This window comes from Cellulomonas sp. NS3, assembly GCF_024757985.1.
In the GTDB taxonomy this organism is placed as follows: Bacteria; Actinomycetota; Actinomycetes; order Actinomycetales; family Cellulomonadaceae; genus Cellulomonas_A.
The window spans coordinates 1,218,499-1,236,162 of sequence record NZ_CP103289.1 but is presented as its reverse complement, the minus strand read 5'-3'; the positions used below and the strand labels follow the sequence as shown (position 1 = coordinate 1,236,162).

General features: G+C 75.5%; 16 protein-coding genes. 1 reads left to right on the top strand and 15 read right to left on the bottom strand.

Annotated elements, in window-relative coordinates; genetic code table 11:
* Positions 1 to 215 precede the first annotated feature (215 nt).
* The 3 genes from NXY84_RS05850 to purN all read right to left on the bottom strand — a co-directional run bounded on the left by NXY84_RS05850 (position 216) and on the right by purN (position 2,522).
* Complete coding sequence (locus NXY84_RS05850) at positions 216 to 1,058, bottom strand: DUF4097 domain-containing protein (RefSeq protein WP_258726183.1); 843 nt, start codon at positions 1,056 to 1,058, stop codon at positions 216 to 218.
* A 153-nt stretch (positions 1,059 to 1,211) separates the two neighbouring features.
* Complete coding sequence (locus NXY84_RS05845; RefSeq protein WP_258726182.1) at positions 1,212 to 1,754, bottom strand: toxin-antitoxin system HicB family antitoxin; 543 nt, start codon at positions 1,752 to 1,754, stop codon at positions 1,212 to 1,214.
* Positions 1,755 to 1,859: 105 nt separating this feature from the next.
* Positions 1,860 to 2,522 carry a phosphoribosylglycinamide formyltransferase gene (purN, locus tag NXY84_RS05840; RefSeq protein WP_258726181.1) on the bottom strand — a complete coding sequence of 221 codons (663 nt, stop codon included), beginning with the start codon at positions 2,520 to 2,522 and terminating at the stop codon, positions 1,860 to 1,862.
* A gap of 39 nt (positions 2,523 to 2,561) precedes the next feature.
* Between purN and NXY84_RS05835 the strand changes: the two genes are divergently transcribed.
* Positions 2,562 to 3,131, top strand: a complete 570-nt coding sequence (locus NXY84_RS05835) for a hypothetical protein (protein WP_258726180.1) — start codon at positions 2,562 to 2,564, stop codon at positions 3,129 to 3,131.
* 75 nt (positions 3,132 to 3,206) lie between these two features.
* On the opposite strand, the gene NXY84_RS05830 is transcribed toward NXY84_RS05835, so the two are convergent.
* From NXY84_RS05830 to NXY84_RS05775, 12 genes are all read right to left on the bottom strand, one after another.
* A complete protein-coding gene (locus NXY84_RS05830; protein WP_396126373.1) occupies positions 3,207 to 4,532 on the bottom strand; it encodes a DUF6350 family protein in 1,326 nt (441 codons plus the stop codon).
* Positions 4,533 to 4,655: 123 nt separating this feature from the next.
* Positions 4,656 to 5,555, bottom strand: a complete 900-nt coding sequence (sucD, locus tag NXY84_RS05825; RefSeq protein ID WP_258726178.1) for a succinate--CoA ligase subunit alpha — start codon at positions 5,553 to 5,555, stop codon at positions 4,656 to 4,658.
* Positions 5,556 to 5,606: 51 nt separating this feature from the next.
* On the bottom strand, positions 5,607 to 6,788 hold the full coding sequence (sucC, locus tag NXY84_RS05820; protein ID WP_258726177.1) for an ADP-forming succinate--CoA ligase subunit beta: 1,182 nt from the start codon (positions 6,786 to 6,788) through the stop codon (positions 5,607 to 5,609).
* A 130-nt stretch (positions 6,789 to 6,918) separates the two neighbouring features.
* The gene (locus tag NXY84_RS05815) at positions 6,919 to 7,371 is read right to left on the bottom strand and encodes a DUF3592 domain-containing protein (protein ID WP_258726176.1); all 453 of its coding nucleotides are present in this window, start codon (positions 7,369 to 7,371) and stop codon (positions 6,919 to 6,921) included.
* A 1-nt stretch (position 7,372) separates the two neighbouring features.
* A complete protein-coding gene (locus tag NXY84_RS05810; protein ID WP_258726175.1) occupies positions 7,373 to 8,011 on the bottom strand; it encodes a hypothetical protein in 639 nt (212 codons plus the stop codon).
* On the bottom strand, positions 8,008 to 9,837 hold the full coding sequence (locus NXY84_RS05805; RefSeq protein ID WP_258726174.1) for a hypothetical protein: 1,830 nt from the start codon (positions 9,835 to 9,837) through the stop codon (positions 8,008 to 8,010). The genes NXY84_RS05810 and NXY84_RS05805 overlap by 4 nt, the downstream gene beginning before the upstream one ends.
* 118 nt (positions 9,838 to 9,955) lie before the next feature.
* A complete protein-coding gene (gene pcrA / locus NXY84_RS05800) occupies positions 9,956 to 12,784 on the bottom strand; it encodes a DNA helicase PcrA (protein WP_258726173.1) in 2,829 nt (942 codons plus the stop codon).
* A gap of 61 nt (positions 12,785 to 12,845) precedes the next feature.
* Positions 12,846 to 14,426: a methyl-accepting chemotaxis protein gene (locus tag NXY84_RS05795; protein WP_258726172.1), complete on the bottom strand. Its 1,581-nt coding sequence runs from the start codon at positions 14,424 to 14,426 to the stop codon at positions 12,846 to 12,848.
* 84 nt (positions 14,427 to 14,510) lie between these two features.
* Positions 14,511 to 14,993 carry a DUF456 domain-containing protein gene (locus tag NXY84_RS05790; RefSeq protein WP_258726171.1) on the bottom strand — a complete coding sequence of 161 codons (483 nt, stop codon included), beginning with the start codon at positions 14,991 to 14,993 and terminating at the stop codon, positions 14,511 to 14,513.
* A 10-nt stretch (positions 14,994 to 15,003) separates the two neighbouring features.
* The gene (locus NXY84_RS05785) at positions 15,004 to 15,354 is read right to left on the bottom strand and encodes a hypothetical protein (RefSeq protein ID WP_258726170.1); all 351 of its coding nucleotides are present in this window, start codon (positions 15,352 to 15,354) and stop codon (positions 15,004 to 15,006) included.
* A gap of 57 nt (positions 15,355 to 15,411) precedes the next feature.
* A complete protein-coding gene (locus tag NXY84_RS05780; RefSeq protein WP_258726169.1) occupies positions 15,412 to 16,068 on the bottom strand; it encodes a LuxR C-terminal-related transcriptional regulator in 657 nt (218 codons plus the stop codon).
* Positions 16,065 to 17,552 carry a PspC domain-containing protein gene (locus NXY84_RS05775; protein ID WP_396126372.1) on the bottom strand — a complete coding sequence of 496 codons (1,488 nt, stop codon included), beginning with the start codon at positions 17,550 to 17,552 and terminating at the stop codon, positions 16,065 to 16,067. Before NXY84_RS05775 ends, NXY84_RS05780 begins: the two co-directional genes overlap by 4 nt.
* Positions 17,553 to 17,664 lie beyond the last annotated feature (112 nt).

The following is a 17,664-nucleotide window of genomic DNA, read 5'->3' as shown; positions in this document are numbered from 1 at the left end:
GGCGATAGGACGTGCGTACGGCCGACGGCCGCGCCGGGCGGACCGGCCGGAACAGGGCAGGGCGGGGCCCGGACAGGGCAGGTTCGTGCCGGCAGGAGTGCGGTCGGCGAGAGAGGTGCCGGGTCAGGACGCGGTCGGGTCGGAGACGGGCACCGTCAGGACGACGACCCGGTGCGGGGTGCGCCCGGTCCGGGCGCGACCCGGTGGGCGGCCCGTCAGGGGCGGCGCACGATGACGTCGCCGTAGCCGGTGCTGGCGTGGATCTCGGCCGTGGGCTGGTCCTCCGCCGGGCCGTCGGTGGGGAGCAGCTGGTTGCGCGCGGTGCCGTGCTCGGAGGAGACGTCGAGCCACGCGGCCGTCCCCTCCGGCACGCCGACCTCGATCGTCCCGTAGGACGTCGTGAGCGTGACGGTGCCGTGCTCGACGCGCTCGACGCGGATGCCGGCCGCCGCGGTGGTCGCGGTGAGCGTGCCGCGGACCCGCCCGACGGAGATCTCCGCGTGCGCGCCGGTGACCTGCAACGACCCGGTCACCGAGCCGACGACGGTGGGCCCGTTGCTGGCACGGACCGTGCCGTCGCCGGCGAGCTCGGTGATGCGCACCGAGCCGGCCGACGCCTTGACCGACGTGGCGCCGGCGCTCCGGCCGACGACGACGGACCCCGCGGAGACCTTGAGGTCGAGGCGGGCGGCCTCGTCGACCCGGGCGTCGCCGGCGGTGACCTGCACGTCGACCGCGCCGAGGCGGCCCTCGGCGTAGAGCGTGCCGGTCCGGCCGCTGAGGTCGGACCCCGCCGGGAGCTCGACCGTGACGGCGATGCTCCCCGCGGCGAACGGTACGTACTGCTTCCAGGCGCGCGGACCGGTGATCGTCACGGCGCGGTCGTCGCGCCCGACGTGCACCTCCTCGGCGGTGCGCACGTCGCCCGCCTTGGCGGCGTCGGCGGGCAGGACGGTGACCACGACGTCGTCACGGTCACCCGCGACGACGTGCAGGCTGCAGCCCACGGGGAGGTCGACGACGACCGGGACCGGGGCGGGGACGGGGAACGTGGGCATGACGGCTCCAGGGCATGGGCGGGACGGCGTGGACCGGGTCGGGTGGACCCGGGTGTGCGGTGACGAGCGACGTGCGGTGCGGCGGCGGTGCGGTGCGGCGGCGGTGCGGTGCGGCGGCGGTGCGGTGCTCCGGTCGGCCGAAGGAACCCGGGGTCAGCGCACCCAGCCCGTGAGGCGCGTCCCGCCCCGGGGCTCGGCGCGCGCCTGGGCGGCGGGCAGGTCGGTGGCCTGCTCGAGCGCCGCGGCGACCGCGCGCACGAGCCAGGTGTTGACGGACAGGCCCTCGCGGGCGGCGGCGAGCTCGACCTGGGCCTTGAGCTGGTCGGGCAGGCGCAGCGTGGTGCGGGTCGTGCCGCCGGTGTCGAGGTCCGGCGGCGCGGGCAGCGCGGCCGCGGTCGGCGGGGCCGGCGGTGCGGGAGCCCACGAGGGCGGCGCCGCCGGGTCCGGTCGCGCGACGGGGGCCTCGACGACGAACTCCGGGCCGCCGCTGCGCAGCCGCACGTCGACCGAACCGGGTGCGAGCTCGGCGGAGATCTCGCCCGCAGCGGCGGTCAGCGCGTCCAGCAGGACGAGCCGCACAGCGGCGTCGAGCGGTGCGGCCAGCCGTTCGGCGAGCTCGCGGGCGTCCTGGCCTGCGGCGTCGGCGGCCGAGGCCAGCCGGTGCTGCAGGTCGTCGACGTAACGGGTCAGGTCCATGACGCCATCATGACACCACGTGTGGTGTCATGGCAAGAGGTCCTGGTGCTTTGTGGTGTCGCGCATGACGCGCGACGACACCACGGTGGTCGGACGCCCCGGCGGCTAGGCCCGGGAGCCGATCCTGACCCGGCGCCCCTCGACCGTCAGCCCCTCGCGCGCGACGCGGCCCACGACGTCCACGAGAAGCTCCCGCTCGACCGTCTTGATCCGCTCGTGCAGGCTCGCCTCGTCGTCGTCGTCGCGCACGTCCACGGCCCGCTGCGCGATGACCGGGCCGGTGTCGACCCCCTCGTCGATGAGGTGGACCGTGCAGCCGGTGACCTTCACGCCGTGCGCGAGCGCGTCCCGCACTCCGTGCGCACCCGGGAACGAGGGGAGCAGCGCGGGGTGGGTGTTGATGACGCGGCCGCCCCAGCGCGCCAGGAACGGCGCCCCGAGCAGCCGCATGAAGCCGGCGCTGACCACCAGCCCCGGGCTGAACACGCCCACGGCCTCGGCGAGCGCGGCGTCCCACGCGGCGCGGTCGTCGAAGTCCCCGGGCCGGACGACGACGGTCGCGACCCCGGCCTCGCGGGCCAGCGCGAGCCCCCCGGCGTCCGGCTTGTCGCTCACGACACCCACGACGCGCGCGCCGTACGCGGGGTCGGCGTGCGCCGCGAGCAGCGCGGCGAGGTTCGAGCCGGTCCCGGAGATCAGGACGACGACACGCGTCGACGTCGGCAGGACGTCGGGGCTGGGGGTGCGGGGCGGGTTCGGAGCGGCCACGCGCCGACCCTAGCGTCCGGGATGCGCGAGAATGCTCGGGTGAGCAACCCGTACGCGCCGCCGAAGGAGGGTGCCGCGCGTCCGGACCTGCGTCCCGAGGCCCCGCGCGCGCCGCGGGACCCCGGCGGTCGCCCGGGTGGGCCCGGACCGCACGACCCCCGCGGCTCCCGCCCGCCCGTACCGCCGCGCGAGCCCCCGGACCCGGACCAGGTGCGCCGCGCGAGCCGTCAGCTCCTGCACTTCTGGCTGCTCGTCCTGGGGGCCGTCGTGACGTTCGGCCTCCCGCTGCCGTGGAAGGTGGGCGCCCTCGTGCTCGTCGGGGCCGCCCTCGTGATGGGGGGCCTCGCCCTCGTCACGACGTGGCGCGCCCGGCTCCCCGGGCTCATGCTGCCCATGATCGTCGCGGGACTCGGCTTCACCGGCCTGATCGGAGCCGCACTGCTCGGCACGATCGCCATGTGGCCGCTCGTCCAGGACCGCGAGGAGTGCCTCCGTGGCGCTCTCACGGTCAGCGCCCAGGCGGAGTGCGAGCACGCGTTCCAGGACGGGATCTCGGAGCGGACCGTCGACCTCGAGCAGATGATGCGGAGCCGACCCTCCGGCGGCTGACGAAGTCCGTCAGCCCTCGTCGGCACCCTCGCCCGCCGGACGTCAGGCCGCGCGGGCACCCTCGTCCGTCGTAGGTCAGCCTTCGCGGTGCCCCTCGTCCGCCGCACGCTCCGCGTCCCCGCGCGCGCCACGCCGCCACCGCCCGTGACGCACCGCGTCACGCACGAGCGGCTCCGCGGGGAGCGCGATGACGAGCGCGCCGAGGGCGACCCCGAGCGCCACGACGCCGCCGACCGGCGCCCACGCCGCACCCACCTGGGCCATCCGGCCGGGTCCGACCGCCCCGCTCGCGAGCGACACGAGCCCCGCCGCGCAGGCGCCCGCGGCGACCCCGGCCGCCGCCCCGGCGACGAGGACGTCGCGCACCCGGGCCGGGACCGTCCGCCGGTGCAGCCACCAGCCGGCGACGCAGCCGGCCAGCAGGAGCAGCACGGGTGCGGCGACGAGCGCTCCCCCGGCCATGTCCGGCTGCGGCAGCGCCCCGAGCAGGGGCAGCGCCGGGATGGGGCCGGGCACGACCTCGGCCGTCGTGAACGTCGTGCCGGTCCCGACGTGGAACCCCGGCCCGGCGAGCCACGCGAACGCCCACACCACGAGGTTCGGGAGGAACGCCAGCTCCGCGAGCGCGAGCACTCCCCCGCCGACCGCGTCGAGGTCGAGCGCCTCGATGACGTCGGCGATCGTCGCGCGCCCCGCAAGCACCCACAGCACGGTGACGAACGCGGCGGCGGCGAGCACGAGCGCGACGGCGAGCACCCCGGCGGGCACCCCCGCGCGCACGGGAGCCGGGACCCGCGACCACAGCGGCCGGGTGAGCCCGCGCAGCGGGGGCGCCTCGGGCCGGCGCGCGAGCCCGGTCGCGAGCCCGAGCCCCGACACGACGAGCGCCCCCGACGCCGCGAGCACCACGTGACCGACGGACGCGCGCACGAGCAGCGACAGGACGACCGCGACGGCGACGTACCCCCCGACGCCGGCGGAGAGCGCGAGCGACGTCGGGTAGCCCGAGCGCCGGGCCGACGCGTGGCACGTGTACAGCGCGAGCAGCGTGAGGCCGAGCGGCACGAGCGTCACGACGTCCGTGCCCACCGCGAGCGGGACGCCGTGCGCGAGCAGCCAGAGACCCGTGCCGAGCTCGAGCGAGCGCGTCCACGGGACGTCGGCGTTCGACGGGTCCGCCGACGTCACGACGTACGCCGCGACCGCGGGGAGGACCACGACGAGCAGCGACAGGATCGCGCCCTGGAGCCCGGCCAGCAGGCCGGCGACCCAGCGCGCGGCGCCCTCGCCGTCGCCCGGACGTGCGGCGCCGAACCGGGACGTGCCGTCGTCCGCCGTGAGCAGCTGACGGCGCACGCGCTGGAGCCGCTCGGTTCCGGTGGGGGTGCTCACGGGGTCCATCGTCGCTGCCGATCGGCTCGCGACCCGGCAGGCGGCGCGGCGTGCCGGGAATGTCGCACCGACGCCGACGGCGCCGCACCCCTCCCGGGGCACGGCGCCGTCGGCGCTGTCAGGTGCGGGGCGTCAGGAGAGCAGCTCGCGTGCGAGCGCCGCCGTCTCGCTCGGCGTCTTGCCGACCTTGACCCCGGCGGCCTCGAGGGCCTCCTTCTTGGCCTGCGCGGTACCGGCCGAGCCGGACACGATCGCGCCGGCGTGGCCCATGGTCTTGCCCTCGGGGGCGGTGAAGCCCGCGACGTAGCCGACGACCGGCTTCGTCACGTGCTCCTTGATGTAGGCCGCGGCCCGCTCCTCGGCGTCGCCGCCGATCTCGCCGATGAGCACGATGAGCTCGGTGTCGGGGTCGGCCTCGAACGCCTCGAGCGCGTCGATGTGCGTCGTGCCGATGATCGGGTCGCCGCCGATGCCGACGGCCGTCGAGAACCCGAAGTCCCGCAGCTCGTACATCATCTGGTAGGTCAGCGTGCCCGACTTCGACACGAGGCCGACCTTGCCGGGGCCCGTGATGTCCGCGGGGATGATGCCGACGTTCGACTTCCCGGGGCTGATCAGGCCGGGGCAGTTCGGGCCGACCAGGCGCACGCCCTTGTCCTGCGCGTACGCGAAGAACTCGGCGGTGTCGTCGACCGGCACGCCCTCGGTGATGATGACGACGAGCGGGACGCCCGCGTCGACGGCCTCGACGACCGCGGCCTTGGTGTGGGCCGGCGGCACGAAGATGACGGACACGTCGGCGCCGGTCTGCGCGACGGCCTCGGCCACCGAGCCGAACACCGGCACGGACACCGACGCGGCGTGCGCGCCCGAGCCGGTCGGGAACTCGACCGACGTGCCGGCCTTGCGCGGGTTCACGCCGCCGACGACCGTCGTGCCGCTCGCGAGCATGCGCGTCGTGTGCTTCTGGCCCTCGGAGCCGGTCATGCCCTGGACGATGACCTTGGATGCCTCGGTCAGGAAGATCGCCATGTCTGCTGTTCTCTCGTCTCTCGCGTCTGCGTGGGTGAGGGGCGGCCGGGCTCAGGCGGCGGCGTGCGCCAGCTCGGCGGCCTTGTCCGCGCCGCCGTCCATGGTCTCGGCGAGCGTGACGAGCGGGTGGCCCGCCTCGGCGAGGATCCGCCGGCCCTCGAGCACGTTGTTGCCGTCGAGGCGCACCACGAGCGGCTTGGTCGCGTGGTCCCCGAGGATCTCGAGCGCCGCGACGATGCCGTTGGCGACCGCGTCGCACGCCGTGATGCCGCCGAAGACGTTGACGAACACGGCCTTGACCTGCGGGTCCGAGAGGATGATGTCGAGGCCGGCGGCCATGACCTCGGCCGAGGCGCCGCCCCCGATGTCGAGGAAGTTCGCGGGCTTGACGCCGCCGTGCGCCTCGCCGGCGTAGGCCACGACGTCGAGCGTGCTCATGACGAGCCCCGCGCCGTTGCCGATGATGCCGACCTGGCCGTCGAGCTTGACGTAGTTGAGGTCCTTGGCCTTGGCGGCGGCCTCGAGCGGGTCGGCGGCCTCGGCGTCCTCGAGCGCGGCGTGGTCCGGGTGCCGGAACGCGGCGTTGCCGTCGAGCGTGACCTTGCCGTCGAGCGCGACGATCTCGCCGTCCTCCGTGAGGACCAGCGGGTTGACCTCGACGAGGGTCGCGTCCTCGTTCTCGTAGACGTCCCAGAGCTTCTGCAGCACCGCGGCGACCTTGGGGGCGACGTCGGCGTCGAAGCCGGCGGCCCGCACGATCTCGTCGGCCTTCGCCGCGTCGATGCCGGTGCGCGGGTCGACCGGGACCTTCGCGAGGGCCTCGGGGCGCTCGACCGCGAGCTGCTCGATCTCCATGCCGCCCTCGACGCTCGCCATCGCGAGGTACCGGCGCTCGGCCCGGTCGAGCAGCACCGAGAAGTAGTACTCCTTCGCGATCCGCGCGCCCGCGGCGATCATCACGCGGTGGACCGTGTGGCCCTTGATGTCCATGCCGAGGATCGCGGCGGCGTGCTCCTGGGCCTCCTCGGCCGAGCGCGCGAGCTTGACGCCGCCGGCCTTGCCGCGGCCGCCCGTCTTGACCTGCGCCTTCACCACGACGACGCCGGGCTGGCCGCCGAGCAGCTGCTCGGCGCCCGCGCGGGCCTCCTCGGGGGTCGTGGCGACCACGCCGCCGAGCACGGGAACGCCGTGCTTCTCGAAGATGTCACGTGCCTGGTACTCGAACAGGTCCACCTGGCTTGGTCCTTCCGTCGACCCGCGATCGCGACCTCGTCTGGCCGCAGCGCCCCGTCGATCGTAGCCGTGGATGACAAGTATCTTCACATCGAGAGATGTCGCCTGGGCCACACCGCCCGGACGTCGTTCAGGACGCCGAGCGCGCCAACAGCAGCACGGCGGACAGGAACACGACGCCGACGACACCCCAGACGATCCCCGCGACGACCATCACGGGCCCCGCCAGCCCCGCCGCGCTGCCGTCCTGCGTCAGCCGGACGTCCGCCGGGCGGGCCGGGTCCACGTAGACCGTGAGGCGGTCCCCGGGGTGCACGAGCAGCCCGCTGCGCCGCACGGTCGAGACGCCCTCGACGCGCGTGGCGCGCAGCCACGAGCCGTCCGGCGCCGGGTAGTCGAACGTGACCCGGTTCGAGCGCGTCGCGTTGCTGAAGTCGACGACGACCGCCTCGACGGGGACGAGCCCGGCCGTCGACGAGCGGCGGCGGGCGGCCACGCCACCGAGGACGAGGGCGGCGGCCGGCACGAGCGTCAGCAGCAGGATGACGGCGGCGAACAGCCCGAGCCCGGGCCCGTTCGCCACGTCAGGAGACCGTCAGCGAGCGCAGCGCCTCGAGCGACGTCGAGCCGTCGAGCTCGCCCGCGGGCGCGAAGGCGATCGCGAGGACGACCGTGCCGTCGGCCTTCTCGAGCCACAGCGCGAGCGCGTCGACCCCGGTGGTGCCGCCCTCCGCGAGCGCCACGTCCTCCGTCCAGGTGGCGACCACCGAGGACTCCGAGCCCGGCCACTCGACGGGCGAGCGCACGTAGTCGGACACCGACGGGTCGATGGTCCGGGACTTCTCGGTCGACCAGGACTGCTCGACGGCCCCGGCCGGGGCGTCGGCCTGCCAGGTCACCTGGACCGCGGGCACGCCGCGCTCGGTCGCGTCCGGCATCCGGACGAGGACCTGCTCGGTGCCCGGGATCTCGGTCCCGCCCGGCTCGGTCGCCGACCCCTCGGGCGCGCGGAACGAGCCGTGCCCCCCGAGGTCGATCTCCTCGCCCGAGCCCTCCGCCGGGGTGAGCTCCGAGGGCGCGCCCGTCGGCGACATGACCGAGGGGGCGGTCGCCTCCGCGGACGACCCCGACGACCCGGCGTCCGGGGACGACGTGGCCTCCGGCTCGTCGGCCGAGCACCCGGTGACGGCGAGCAGGGCCGCCGCGGTCAGTGCGAGGCTCACGCGGCGCACTCGGTCCACGGCTGCCACCCCGATCCGTTGTAGAAGTAGGCGTCGCCCGACGTCACGGTGGAGGTCGAGTTCTCGAACGTCCCGCCCAGCGCGACGGGGCCGACCTTACCTCCGGCCTGGATGCCGAAGGACGTGTTGGTGTCGAGCGTGACGTCCTGGCGCGTCATGACGCCTCGGTCGCGCGCGGCGCCCGTGAACGTGGTGAGGGCGTCGTACGCGCTGGTCGCGCGCTGGGCGGGCGTCCCCGGCGGGATGATGCCGGTCGCCCCGAGCAGGTCGAGCGCGATGCGCTCCGTCTCCGGGCCCGTGAGCTCGACCGAGGCCTCGAGCAGGCTGCCGCCCGACGGGTGCTCGTTGAACGTCTCGCCGAGGAACGCGTTCTCCGCGAACGCCTTGGCGTCGCCCACGGCCAGCGCCTGGGTCGAGACCTTGACCGGGTTGCCCTCGGCGTCGACCGTGACCGCGACCATGACCTTCATCTCGCCGCCGGCCTGCAGCTGCGTGCTGTTGAGGGGGTCGTGCCCGGTCAGCGCGGCGCTGCCGCTGATCGTCGACGTGTAGTACACGGTCGTCGCGCCGGTCCTGACGTTGACGCGCGAGCCGAGCGCCGTCGCGGTCGCACCCTTGACGGCGCCGCCGTTGACGATCCCCGCGGCGCTCGCGCTGCCGTCGCCGCCGATCCCGGCCTGGCCGTACACCTCGTCCGGGGCGGGCGGCGTGTAGCTGTCGCCGGTGATCCAGTCCCAGACCTCCTTGCCGGCCCACGCCGCGCCCGCCGCGACGCCACCGAGCGGGCCGCTGCCGCTCAGCCCCGCCTGGAGGGTCGCCCAGTCGCGCTGCTCCGTGAGGAAGTCGACGAGCTGGTCCTTGCCCGCCTCGTCGACCACCCAGGTCGCGCCGCCCGCAGCCTCGACGTACGCCGAGCCGGACAGCTGCGCCTCGCCGCCGTGGATGTAGTCGTCGACCGTCACGCTCACCCCGCCGCCGAGACCCTCGGTGACCCCGACACCGCCGGAGCCCTCGGCCGACACCCGGTACGTGCCGTCGGACATCGTCTCGACGCGGATCGTGCCGCCGCCCTTGACCGCGATGAACGTGACGGCGACCGACGCGTTGCGCTTGTCGGCGCTGTTCTCCAGGACGCAGGCGTTCGTCGGGCGGTGCTGCTCGGCCTCGACCGGGACGCGGCTGCCGCAGCCGCCCTGGCCGGCGGTCGCGACCTGGCACAGGCCCCAGCGGACGTTGTCACCGAGCCACGAGCCCTGCGGGCCGACGGCCGCGACGACCGCGACCACGAGGATCGCGGCGACCGTCGCACCGCCGAGGGTCTCGAGCGTCGAGGCCCCGGCGTCACCGCGCTGCGACGCCCAGCGGGACGCCGCTGCCCCGTAGCCGTTCGTCGCGGGGTCGCGCGAGGGCGGCACGACGAGGGCACCGCCCGCGGGTGCGAGGGTCCACAGGAGGAGCGTCGAGACGACCGCGCCGGCGCCGAGCCCGCTCGACGCGCTGGCCGCTGCGGCCGCCGCCCCGAGCAGCAGCACGACGACGGCCCCGGCAAGCCCTCCGGCGACGGCGCTCGGCACGGTGCCGGGACGCGTCGTCGTGCTCCTGCGCCGGCGCATCACGAGGGCGGTCACGACGCCGCTGGTGGCGAGCGCGAGCACCTGGAGCGCGAGCACCACCGCCGCCGCGAGCAACCCGTCCGTCCGCAGCAGGCTCCCTGCGAGGAGCGGGAGCACGGTCACCGTGGCCACGAGGTAGGCCACCACCCCGGTGACGGCACCTGCTCCGGCCGCCCGTGCATCGATCGAGGTCATGTCCACCCTTTCGCCGCGCTCACCCTAGGGCGGGCGGCGGTGCGCGCCGAAGGGCCCCGGGACCCGGACGGCCTGCCCGCATGAGTCCCTGGGCCCACGCGTTGTGCGGACGGGCGGCTCAGAGCTTCGTGACGGGCGAGAACCGCAGCAGCAGCCGCTTGGTCCCCTCGCTGCCGAAGTCGACCTTCGCGACGGCGTTGGGGCCCGCGCCCTCGAGCGCGACGACCGTGCCCATGCCGTACGCGTCGTGCGTGACCTTGTCGCCGAGGGCGAGGCTCGGCACCGCGGCGTCCGGCCGCGGGGTCGCGGAGCCGAACCTCGGTCCGTCCGCAGCCGCCGACGCGCTCGGTGCGGCTGCGCGGGCCCGGGACGACGACGCGCCCCGCGACGCCTGGCCGGAGCGCGCGCTCCCGCTCGAGCCGTAGTACCCGCCGCTCGACGCGGTGCCGGACCGCGAGCTGCCGGACCCGTAGCCGCCGGACCCGTAGCTGCCCGACCCGAAGCCGGACCCACCGCCCGGGCGCCGCAGCACATCCATGCTCGACTCGCGCCGGCGCCAGTCCACGAGGTCCTCGGGGAGGTCGTCGAGGAACCGGCTCGCCGGGAACTCGTTGGGGACGCCCCACGCCGTGCGCACCGCGGCGCGCGAGATGTACAGCCGCTCCCGCGCGCGCGTCAGGCCGACGTACGCGAGCCGGCGCTCCTCGGCGAGCTGGTCGGTGTCCGCGAGCGAGCGCATGTGCGGGAAGGTGCCGTCCTCCATGCCCGTGAGGAACACGACCGGGAACTCCAGGCCCTTCGCGGTGTGCAGCGTCATGAGCGTCACGACGCCCTGGTCGACGCCGCCCTCGCCGTCGCCGGGGATCTGGTCGGAGTCCGCCACGAGCGAGACGCGCTCGAGGAAGTCCGCGAGGCTGCCCTCGGGCTCCGACTCCTCGAACTCGGACGCCACCGCGTGCAGCTCCGAGAGGTTCTCGACGCGCGAGGCGTCCTGCGGGTCCTCGCTCGCGCGCAGCTCCGCGAGGTAGCCGGACCGGTCGAGCACCGCACCGAGCACCTCGGCGGGGCCGGCGCCCGAGTCCACGAGCGCCCGCAGCTCGGCCATCATCGTCGCGAAGCCGCGCAGGCCCGTGACGGCCCGCGTGCCGAGGCCCGGGACCTCGTCGAGCCGCTCGAGCGCCGCACCGAACGAGATGCGCTCGCGCTCCGCGTACGCGCTGACCATCGCCTCGGAGCGGTCGCCGAGCCCCCGCTTGGGGACGTTGAGGATGCGGCGGACGTTGACGTCGTCGTCGGGGTTCGCGAGCGCGCGCAGGTACGCGACCGCGTCCTTGACCTCGCGCCGCTCGTAGAAGCGCGTGCCGCCGACGACCTTGTAGGGCAGGCCGACGCGGATCAGCACCTCCTCGAGCGCGCGCGACTGCGCGTTGGCCCGGTAGAACACGGCGACGTCGCCGGGGCGCACGCCCGCGGAGTCCCCGAGACGGTCGATCTCCTCGGCGACGAACCGCGCCTCCTCGTGCTCGTTGTCGGCGACGTAGGCGACGATCTGCGCGCCCGCGCCCGAGTCGGTCCACAGCCGCTTGGGCTTGCGGCCCGGGTTGCGGCTGATCACGGCGTTCGCCGCGGACAGGATCGTCTGGGTCGAGCGGTAGTTCTGCTCGAGCAGGATCGTGCGGGCGTCCGGGTAGTCGGCCTCGAACTCGAGGATGTTGCGGATCGTCGCGCCGCGGAACGCGTAGATCGACTGGTCGGCGTCGCCGACGACCGTGAGCTCGCCGCGCAGCTCGTCGTGCCCGACCTCCGTGGGCGCACCGTCCACCGGCGCGCCCTCCGCCGCCGCACCGTCGGCCGCACGCGCCGCGGCGCCGACGCCCGCGAGCTCGCGCACGAGCGTGTACTGCGCGTGGTTGGTGTCCTGGTACTCGTCGACCAGCACGTGCCGGAACCGCCGCCGGTAGTGCTCCGCGACGGCCGGGAACGCCTGCAGCAGGTTGACCGTCGTCATGATGAGGTCGTCGAAGTCGAGCGCGTGGGCCTGGCGCAGCCGGGTCTGGTAGCGCTGGTAGACCTGCGCGAGCACCGCGTCGAACGACCCCGCGTCGCTCGGGACGGTCGCCGCGAACGTCTCGGGGTCCACGAGCTCGTCCTTGAGCGCCGAGATCTTGGACCCGAGCGCCTTGGGCGGGTACTTCTTCGCGTCGAGGTCGAGCTCGCGCGCGACCATCGTGAGCAGGCGCTGGGAGTCGGCGGAGTCGTAGATCGAGAACGTCGACCGCAGGCCGAGCGTCGCGGCCTCCTTGCGCAGGATGCGCACGCACGCGGAGTGGAACGTCGAGACCCACATCATCCGGGCCTGCGGGCCGACGATCGCCTCGACGCGCTCGCGCATCTCCGCGGCGGCCTTGTTCGTGAACGTGATCGCGAGGATCTCGCCCGGGCGTGCCTGCCGGGTCGCGAGCAGGTGCGCGATGCGGTGCGTGAGGACGCGCGTCTTGCCCGAGCCGGCGCCGGCGACGATGAGCAGCGGGCTCCCCCGGTGCAGCACGGCCTCGCGCTGCTCGGGGTTCAGGCCCTCGAGCAGCGCGTCCGGGTCGACCCGGGGGCGGCGCGGGCTGTGCGCGTGCTCGTCGTCGCGGTGGTCGCTGCGGGCGTCCCTGCCGTCGTCCGGCACGGCGGCGCCGCGCCCCGCCGCCGACCCCGCCGCGTGCACGCGGCCGTCGTCCGGCTCGCCGTCCCCGCGGACCGGACCGGGCAGCGACACGTCCTCGGACGCGCCGTTGGGCACGTCGAGCGTCGCCTGCGTGAAGGCGCGCCCGCGCGCACCAGGGATGGCGCCGGCGCCACGTCCTGCTGCCGGCCCCTGCGAGGGCGCGGCGGCGGTCGGACGGGCGAGGTCGGCTGCGCCGAACCCGGGCAGCGGGAGGTTCTCGAAGAGCGACGTCATGGCACCACCAGCCTAGGCAACGCCACCGACACCCCGGTACACGCACCGCCGCGAGCGGCGCTCAGCCCTGGAGCACCTGCACGGACTCCTGCAGCCGCCGGCTCGTCGCCTCGAGCTCGCGCGCCGCGTCCCGGATGCCGTCGAGGTCGGTCGTCGTGCGGGCCGTGGCCGTCCGGACGTCGCCGAGCGTCGCGACCATGCCGCGGCCGCTCGTCGCGACCTCCGCGACCGCGTGCGCCATCGCGCTGGTCGTCGCGGTCTGCTCCTCGACGGAGCCCGCGATCGTGCCCTGGTAGTCGTGGATCCGGTCGATGATGCGGGCGATCTGCGCGATCTCCTCGGCGGCCTGCTCGACCGCGGCCTGGATGCCGTCCACGCGGGCCGAGATGTCGCCCGTCGCGCGCGCCGTCTCCTGCGCGAGCTCCTTGACCTCCCCCGCGACGACCGCGAAGCCCTTCCCGGCCTCCCCCGCCCGGGCCGCCTCGATCGTCGCGTTGAGCGCGAGCAGGTTGGTCTGCTCGGCGATCGCGGTGATGACCTTGACGACGCTGCCGATCTGCGCGGACGAGTCCCCGAGCTGGGCGACCGTGCGGTTGGTCCGCTCGGCGACCTCGACCGCCTCGGCGGCGATCTTCGCGACCGCGTTGGCGTTGGCCGCGATCTCCGAGATGGAGGCGCCCATCTGCGTCGTGCCTGACGCGACGGCGTCGATGCCCCCACTGACCTCGTGCGCGGCGGCGCTGGCCTCCGCGGTCCGCTGCGCCGACCCCGCGACGACCGAGCCCATCGCGTCGCTCGTCTCCGCGAGGCGACCAGCGGCCGCGCGCACGTCCTGCGCGACGTCGGTGACGCTGGCCGCGACGGCGGACGTCCGGTCGAGCGTCGCGTTGAGCGCCGCGGCGAGCCGGTCGAGCTCGGTCGTGCCGCGGCCGGTGTCGAGGCGGGCCGCGAGGTCGCCGCTCGCGAGCACGCCCGCGGCGACGCCGATCGGGCGCACGATGCTGCGCGCGACCACGAGGCTCAGGCCCACGACCAGCGCGAGGACGAGCGCCGAGCCGACGACGAGCCCGCGCGCGTCCGCGACCGCCGCTCCCCGCACGTCGTCGACGTACACGCCCGAGCCGACGACCCAGCCCCACGGCTCGTAGCCCGCGACGTAGGAGATCTTGGGCTGCGGCTGCTCGGCGCCCGGCTTGGGCCACTGGTACGCGACGAGGCCCGCGCCGTCCGCCTCGACCACCTCGACCATCTCGACGAACAGGTGCTTGCCGTCGGGGTCCGCGTTCTCGGTCAGGTCGGTGCCGTCGAGCTCGGGCTTCATCGGGTGCATGACCATCGTCGGACCCATGTCGTTGATCCAGAAGTACTCGTCGCCCGAGTACCGGAGCTCGCGCACCGCCGCGATCGCCTGCTCCTGGGCCTCCTCCTCGGTCAGGTCCCCGGACTCGGCGCGCTCGCCGTACACGGCGACGAGCCCCACGGCGGTCTCGACCACCGCGCGCGTCGCCGCCTGGCGCTCCTCGAGGATCCGGCCCTCGGCCTGCCCGACGGCGAGCGTCACGACGGCGACGAGGCCGAGCGCCGTCACGACGACCAGCGCCAGGAGGCGTCCGCGGATGGACAGCGAGGCGAGTCTGCTCATGAGGGGCTCCACGACGTCGGGGATGTCGACGCCCTATCGCCCGGGCGGCACCGGGTATGAGCGAGCCCACCCGATGTCACCCCGTCAGGTGACGCCGACCGCCACCGCCCACGCCCCGGCGGCGACGAGCGCACCCGCGAGCTCGACGAGCAGGGTGATCCCCGTGGCCTTGAGGGCCGCGACCGTCGCGGTCCACGCCGCGCCGTGCTCGCGGCGGCGCACCCGCTCCGCGGCGTAGACGCCGAGCACGAACCCGAGCGGGAGGCCGACGACCGGGACGACGAAGAAGCCGACCACCCCGAGGACGCCGCCCCACACGAGCGTCGCGTTGCGGACCCCGGCGCCCTTGAGGTGACGCCCGGCGAGGAGGTACTTGCCGACCGACGCGGCGGCGATCGCGACCACGCCGACCGCGAACGTGACCCAGGCGACCGCGCCACCGGTCTCGCCGGCCCACACGAGCACCGCGCCCAGGATGATCAGGCTCCCGGGGAGCACCTGCACGACGACGCCGACGAGGCCGACCGCGATGACGAGCCCGACGACGAGCTCACCGACGGGGTTCACGCGCGGACCCTCAGCGCCACAGGACGGCGATCGCGACGTTGAGCGCGGTGAGCCCCGCGATCACGCCGAGCAGGCCGGTCGTGACCTTGGCCGGCTTGCGGGCACCCTGCACGACGAGGGCCGTGACGACGACCGCGACGAGCAGCTTGACCGCGATCTTGGTGTTGTCCGGCTCGCCGACGTCCGCGGCGCCCGAGGACGCGAGCCCGACCATGAGCACGCCGGTCACGAGCGCCGTGAGGATCCCGTGCAGCGCGCCCCGGGGCAGCACGCGCTCGCGCATCGTCGCGAGGACGCCGCCGAGCACGATGGCCCAGCCGACGAGGTGCAGCACGAGCAGGACGTAGTACAGGGTCGTCATGCGCCACACCCTAGGCCGTGCCGCACGCCCGCGGCGGCCGGCCCGTCGGCGGCACCGTCACAGCAGGCGCCGGGCGGCGGCCCAGCGCGTGAGCTCGTGCCGCGACGAGAGCTGGAGCTTGCGCAGGACCGCCGACACGTGCGTCTCGACCGTCTTGATCGAGATGAACAGCTCGCTCGCGACCTCGCGGTAGGAGTACCCGCGCGCGATGAGCCGCATGACCTCGCGCTCGCGCGCCGACAGCCGGTCGAGCTCGTCGTCGCCGGTCGCCACGTCGCCCGCGGCGGTGCCGAACGCGTCGAGCACGAAGCCCGCGAGCCGCGGGGAGAACACGGCGTCACCGCCCGCGACCCGCTGGACGGCGTCCGCGAGGTCGGCGCCCGAGATCGCCTTCGTGACGTACCCCCGGGCGCCGGCGCGGATCACCGCGACGACGTCCTCGGACGCGTCGGACACCGAGAGCGCGAGGAAGCGCGTCTCGCCGAGCAGGTCCGTGCACGTGCGGATGACCTCGGCCCCGCCGCCCCCGTCGCCCCCGGGCAGGTGCACGTCGAGCAGCACGACGGGCGGGCGCAGCTCGCGCACGACGCGCACCGCCTCGTCGACCGACGCGGCCTCGCCGACGACGCGGACACGGTCGTCGAGCGACGCCTTGACCCCCGTGCGGAACATCAGGTGGTCGTCGACCAGGACCACGTCGACCGGTGCGCTCATACGGATGCCTCTCTGGTGGTGCCGGGGGCGCCGGACACCGTGGGTGACGCACCGGGGCGGCCGGGCGGCGGGCCGGGTGCGGGGGGCGGGGGGACCGGTGCAGGGGGCGGCGGCGCGGGCGGCGCGGCGGTCCGGTGGTCCGTCGCGGGGCCGTGCGCGTGCGGCTCGTCGGGCGTCCCGTCGACGGGGACGCACAGGTGCACCTCGGTGCCGTCCTTGGACCGGACGGTCGCCGTCCCGCCCCGCCGGCGCACGCGGCCGAGGATCGACTCGCGCACGCCGAACCGGTCGGACGGGATCGTGTCCAGGTCGAAGCCCGCGCCGCGGTCGCGCACGAACACCTCGACGACGTCGGGCCGGACCTCGAGGTACAGCGACACGGGCGGGCGGCCGTGCACCACCGCGTTGACGAGCGCCTCGCGCGTCGCCTGCAGCAGGGCCTCGGTCGCCGCGTCGGGCACGCGGTCGCCGACGACGACGGTGTCGATCGTCACGACCTCGCCCCCGGGACCCGAGCGCCCGTCCTCGACCTCCGCGACGATGGCCCGCAGCGCTGCGGCGACCGACGTGCCCGGCGCGGGGCGGTCGTCGTACAGCCACTCGCGCAGCTCGCGCTCCTGCGCGCGGGCCATGCGGGCGACCTCGGCGGGGTCGTCGGCGCGCGCCCGGATGAGCGCGAGGGTCTGCAGCACGGAGTCGTGCAGGTGGGCGGCGATGTCGGCGCGCTCCGACTCGCGCGCCCGTGCCGCCCGCTCGTCACCGAGCTCGCGCACGAGCCGCAGCCACCAGGGCGCGATGACGAGCGCGACCCCGGCGAGCACCGCGGCCGCGGCGATCGTCGACTGGACGAGGGCGCCGGGCTGGAGCTCCTGCGCGACGAGCAGCAGGATCCCGACCCCGGTCAGCACGAGGCCGCCGACGAGGCGCAGGACGCTCACGGGCATGCGGCCGCCGCCCGTGCGCTCGCGCCACCGCCCGCGCTGCACGGAGTCGAGCTGGCTCCACACGAGCCCCGCGCCCGCGAGCAGGATGATCGACGGCACGACCCACGTCATGCCCAGCTCCGCGCCCTGCCGCGTCGCGATGAGCGCACCCGCGCCGACGAGCAGCACGATCGCGACCGCGATGTCCGTCACGGGCCAGCGCGCCGCCGCGCCCTCGGGCCCGAGCTGGCGCTGCGCGAGCCGGGTCAGCGTCGCGGGGCGCACCTCCCCCGCCGCGGCGGCCGGGTCGCCCGTGGGGACCGTGAGCCACAGGAAGAGGTAGAGCGGGACGCCGAGCCCGACGAGCGCGAGCCCGACGAGCGCGAGCCGCACGTGCGCGACCCGGACGTCGAGGTGCGCGGCGAGCCCGAGCGCGACGCCGCCGAGCCGCCGGCCGTGTGGCGGCCGGCGCAGCGGCAGGCGCACGACGCCGGCACCGGGCGCGCCGCGGGGCACGCCGGGCGCCGGGGACCGGCCGTCCGGGGCAGGAGTGGTGCTCACCCCCTGATCGTCACACGTCGCGGCGCCCCTGAGACCCGGTCCGGGCGAGGATCAGGGGCGCCGCGGACGGGAATCAGGGTCGTGTCAGGGGCACCCCCCGATGCCCGGGGGC

Bases quoted from the DNA above. Each gene is read 5' to 3' on its own strand.
- NXY84_RS05785 (WP_258726170.1), bottom strand. From the start codon at position 15,354: ATGACGACCCTGTACTACGTCCTGCTCGTGCTGCACCTCGTCGGCTGG.
- NXY84_RS05845 (WP_258726182.1), bottom strand. From the start codon at position 1,754: ATGGACCTGACCCGTTACGTCGACGACCTGCAGCACCGGCTGGCCTCG.
- pcrA (WP_258726173.1), bottom strand. From the start codon at position 12,784: ATGACGTCGCTCTTCGAGAACCTCCCGCTGCCCGGGTTCGGCGCAGCC.
- NXY84_RS05780 (WP_258726169.1), bottom strand. From the start codon at position 16,068: ATGAGCGCACCGGTCGACGTGGTCCTGGTCGACGACCACCTGATGTTC.
- sucD (WP_258726178.1), bottom strand. From the start codon at position 5,555: ATGGCGATCTTCCTGACCGAGGCATCCAAGGTCATCGTCCAGGGCATG.
- NXY84_RS05850 (WP_258726183.1), bottom strand. From the start codon at position 1,058: ATGCCCACGTTCCCCGTCCCCGCCCCGGTCCCGGTCGTCGTCGACCTC.
- NXY84_RS05805 (WP_258726174.1), bottom strand. From the start codon at position 9,837: ATGACCTCGATCGATGCACGGGCGGCCGGAGCAGGTGCCGTCACCGGG.
- NXY84_RS05795 (WP_258726172.1), bottom strand. From the start codon at position 14,426: ATGAGCAGACTCGCCTCGCTGTCCATCCGCGGACGCCTCCTGGCGCTG.
- NXY84_RS05830 (WP_396126373.1), bottom strand. From the start codon at position 4,532: ATGGACCCCGTGAGCACCCCCACCGGAACCGAGCGGCTCCAGCGCGTG.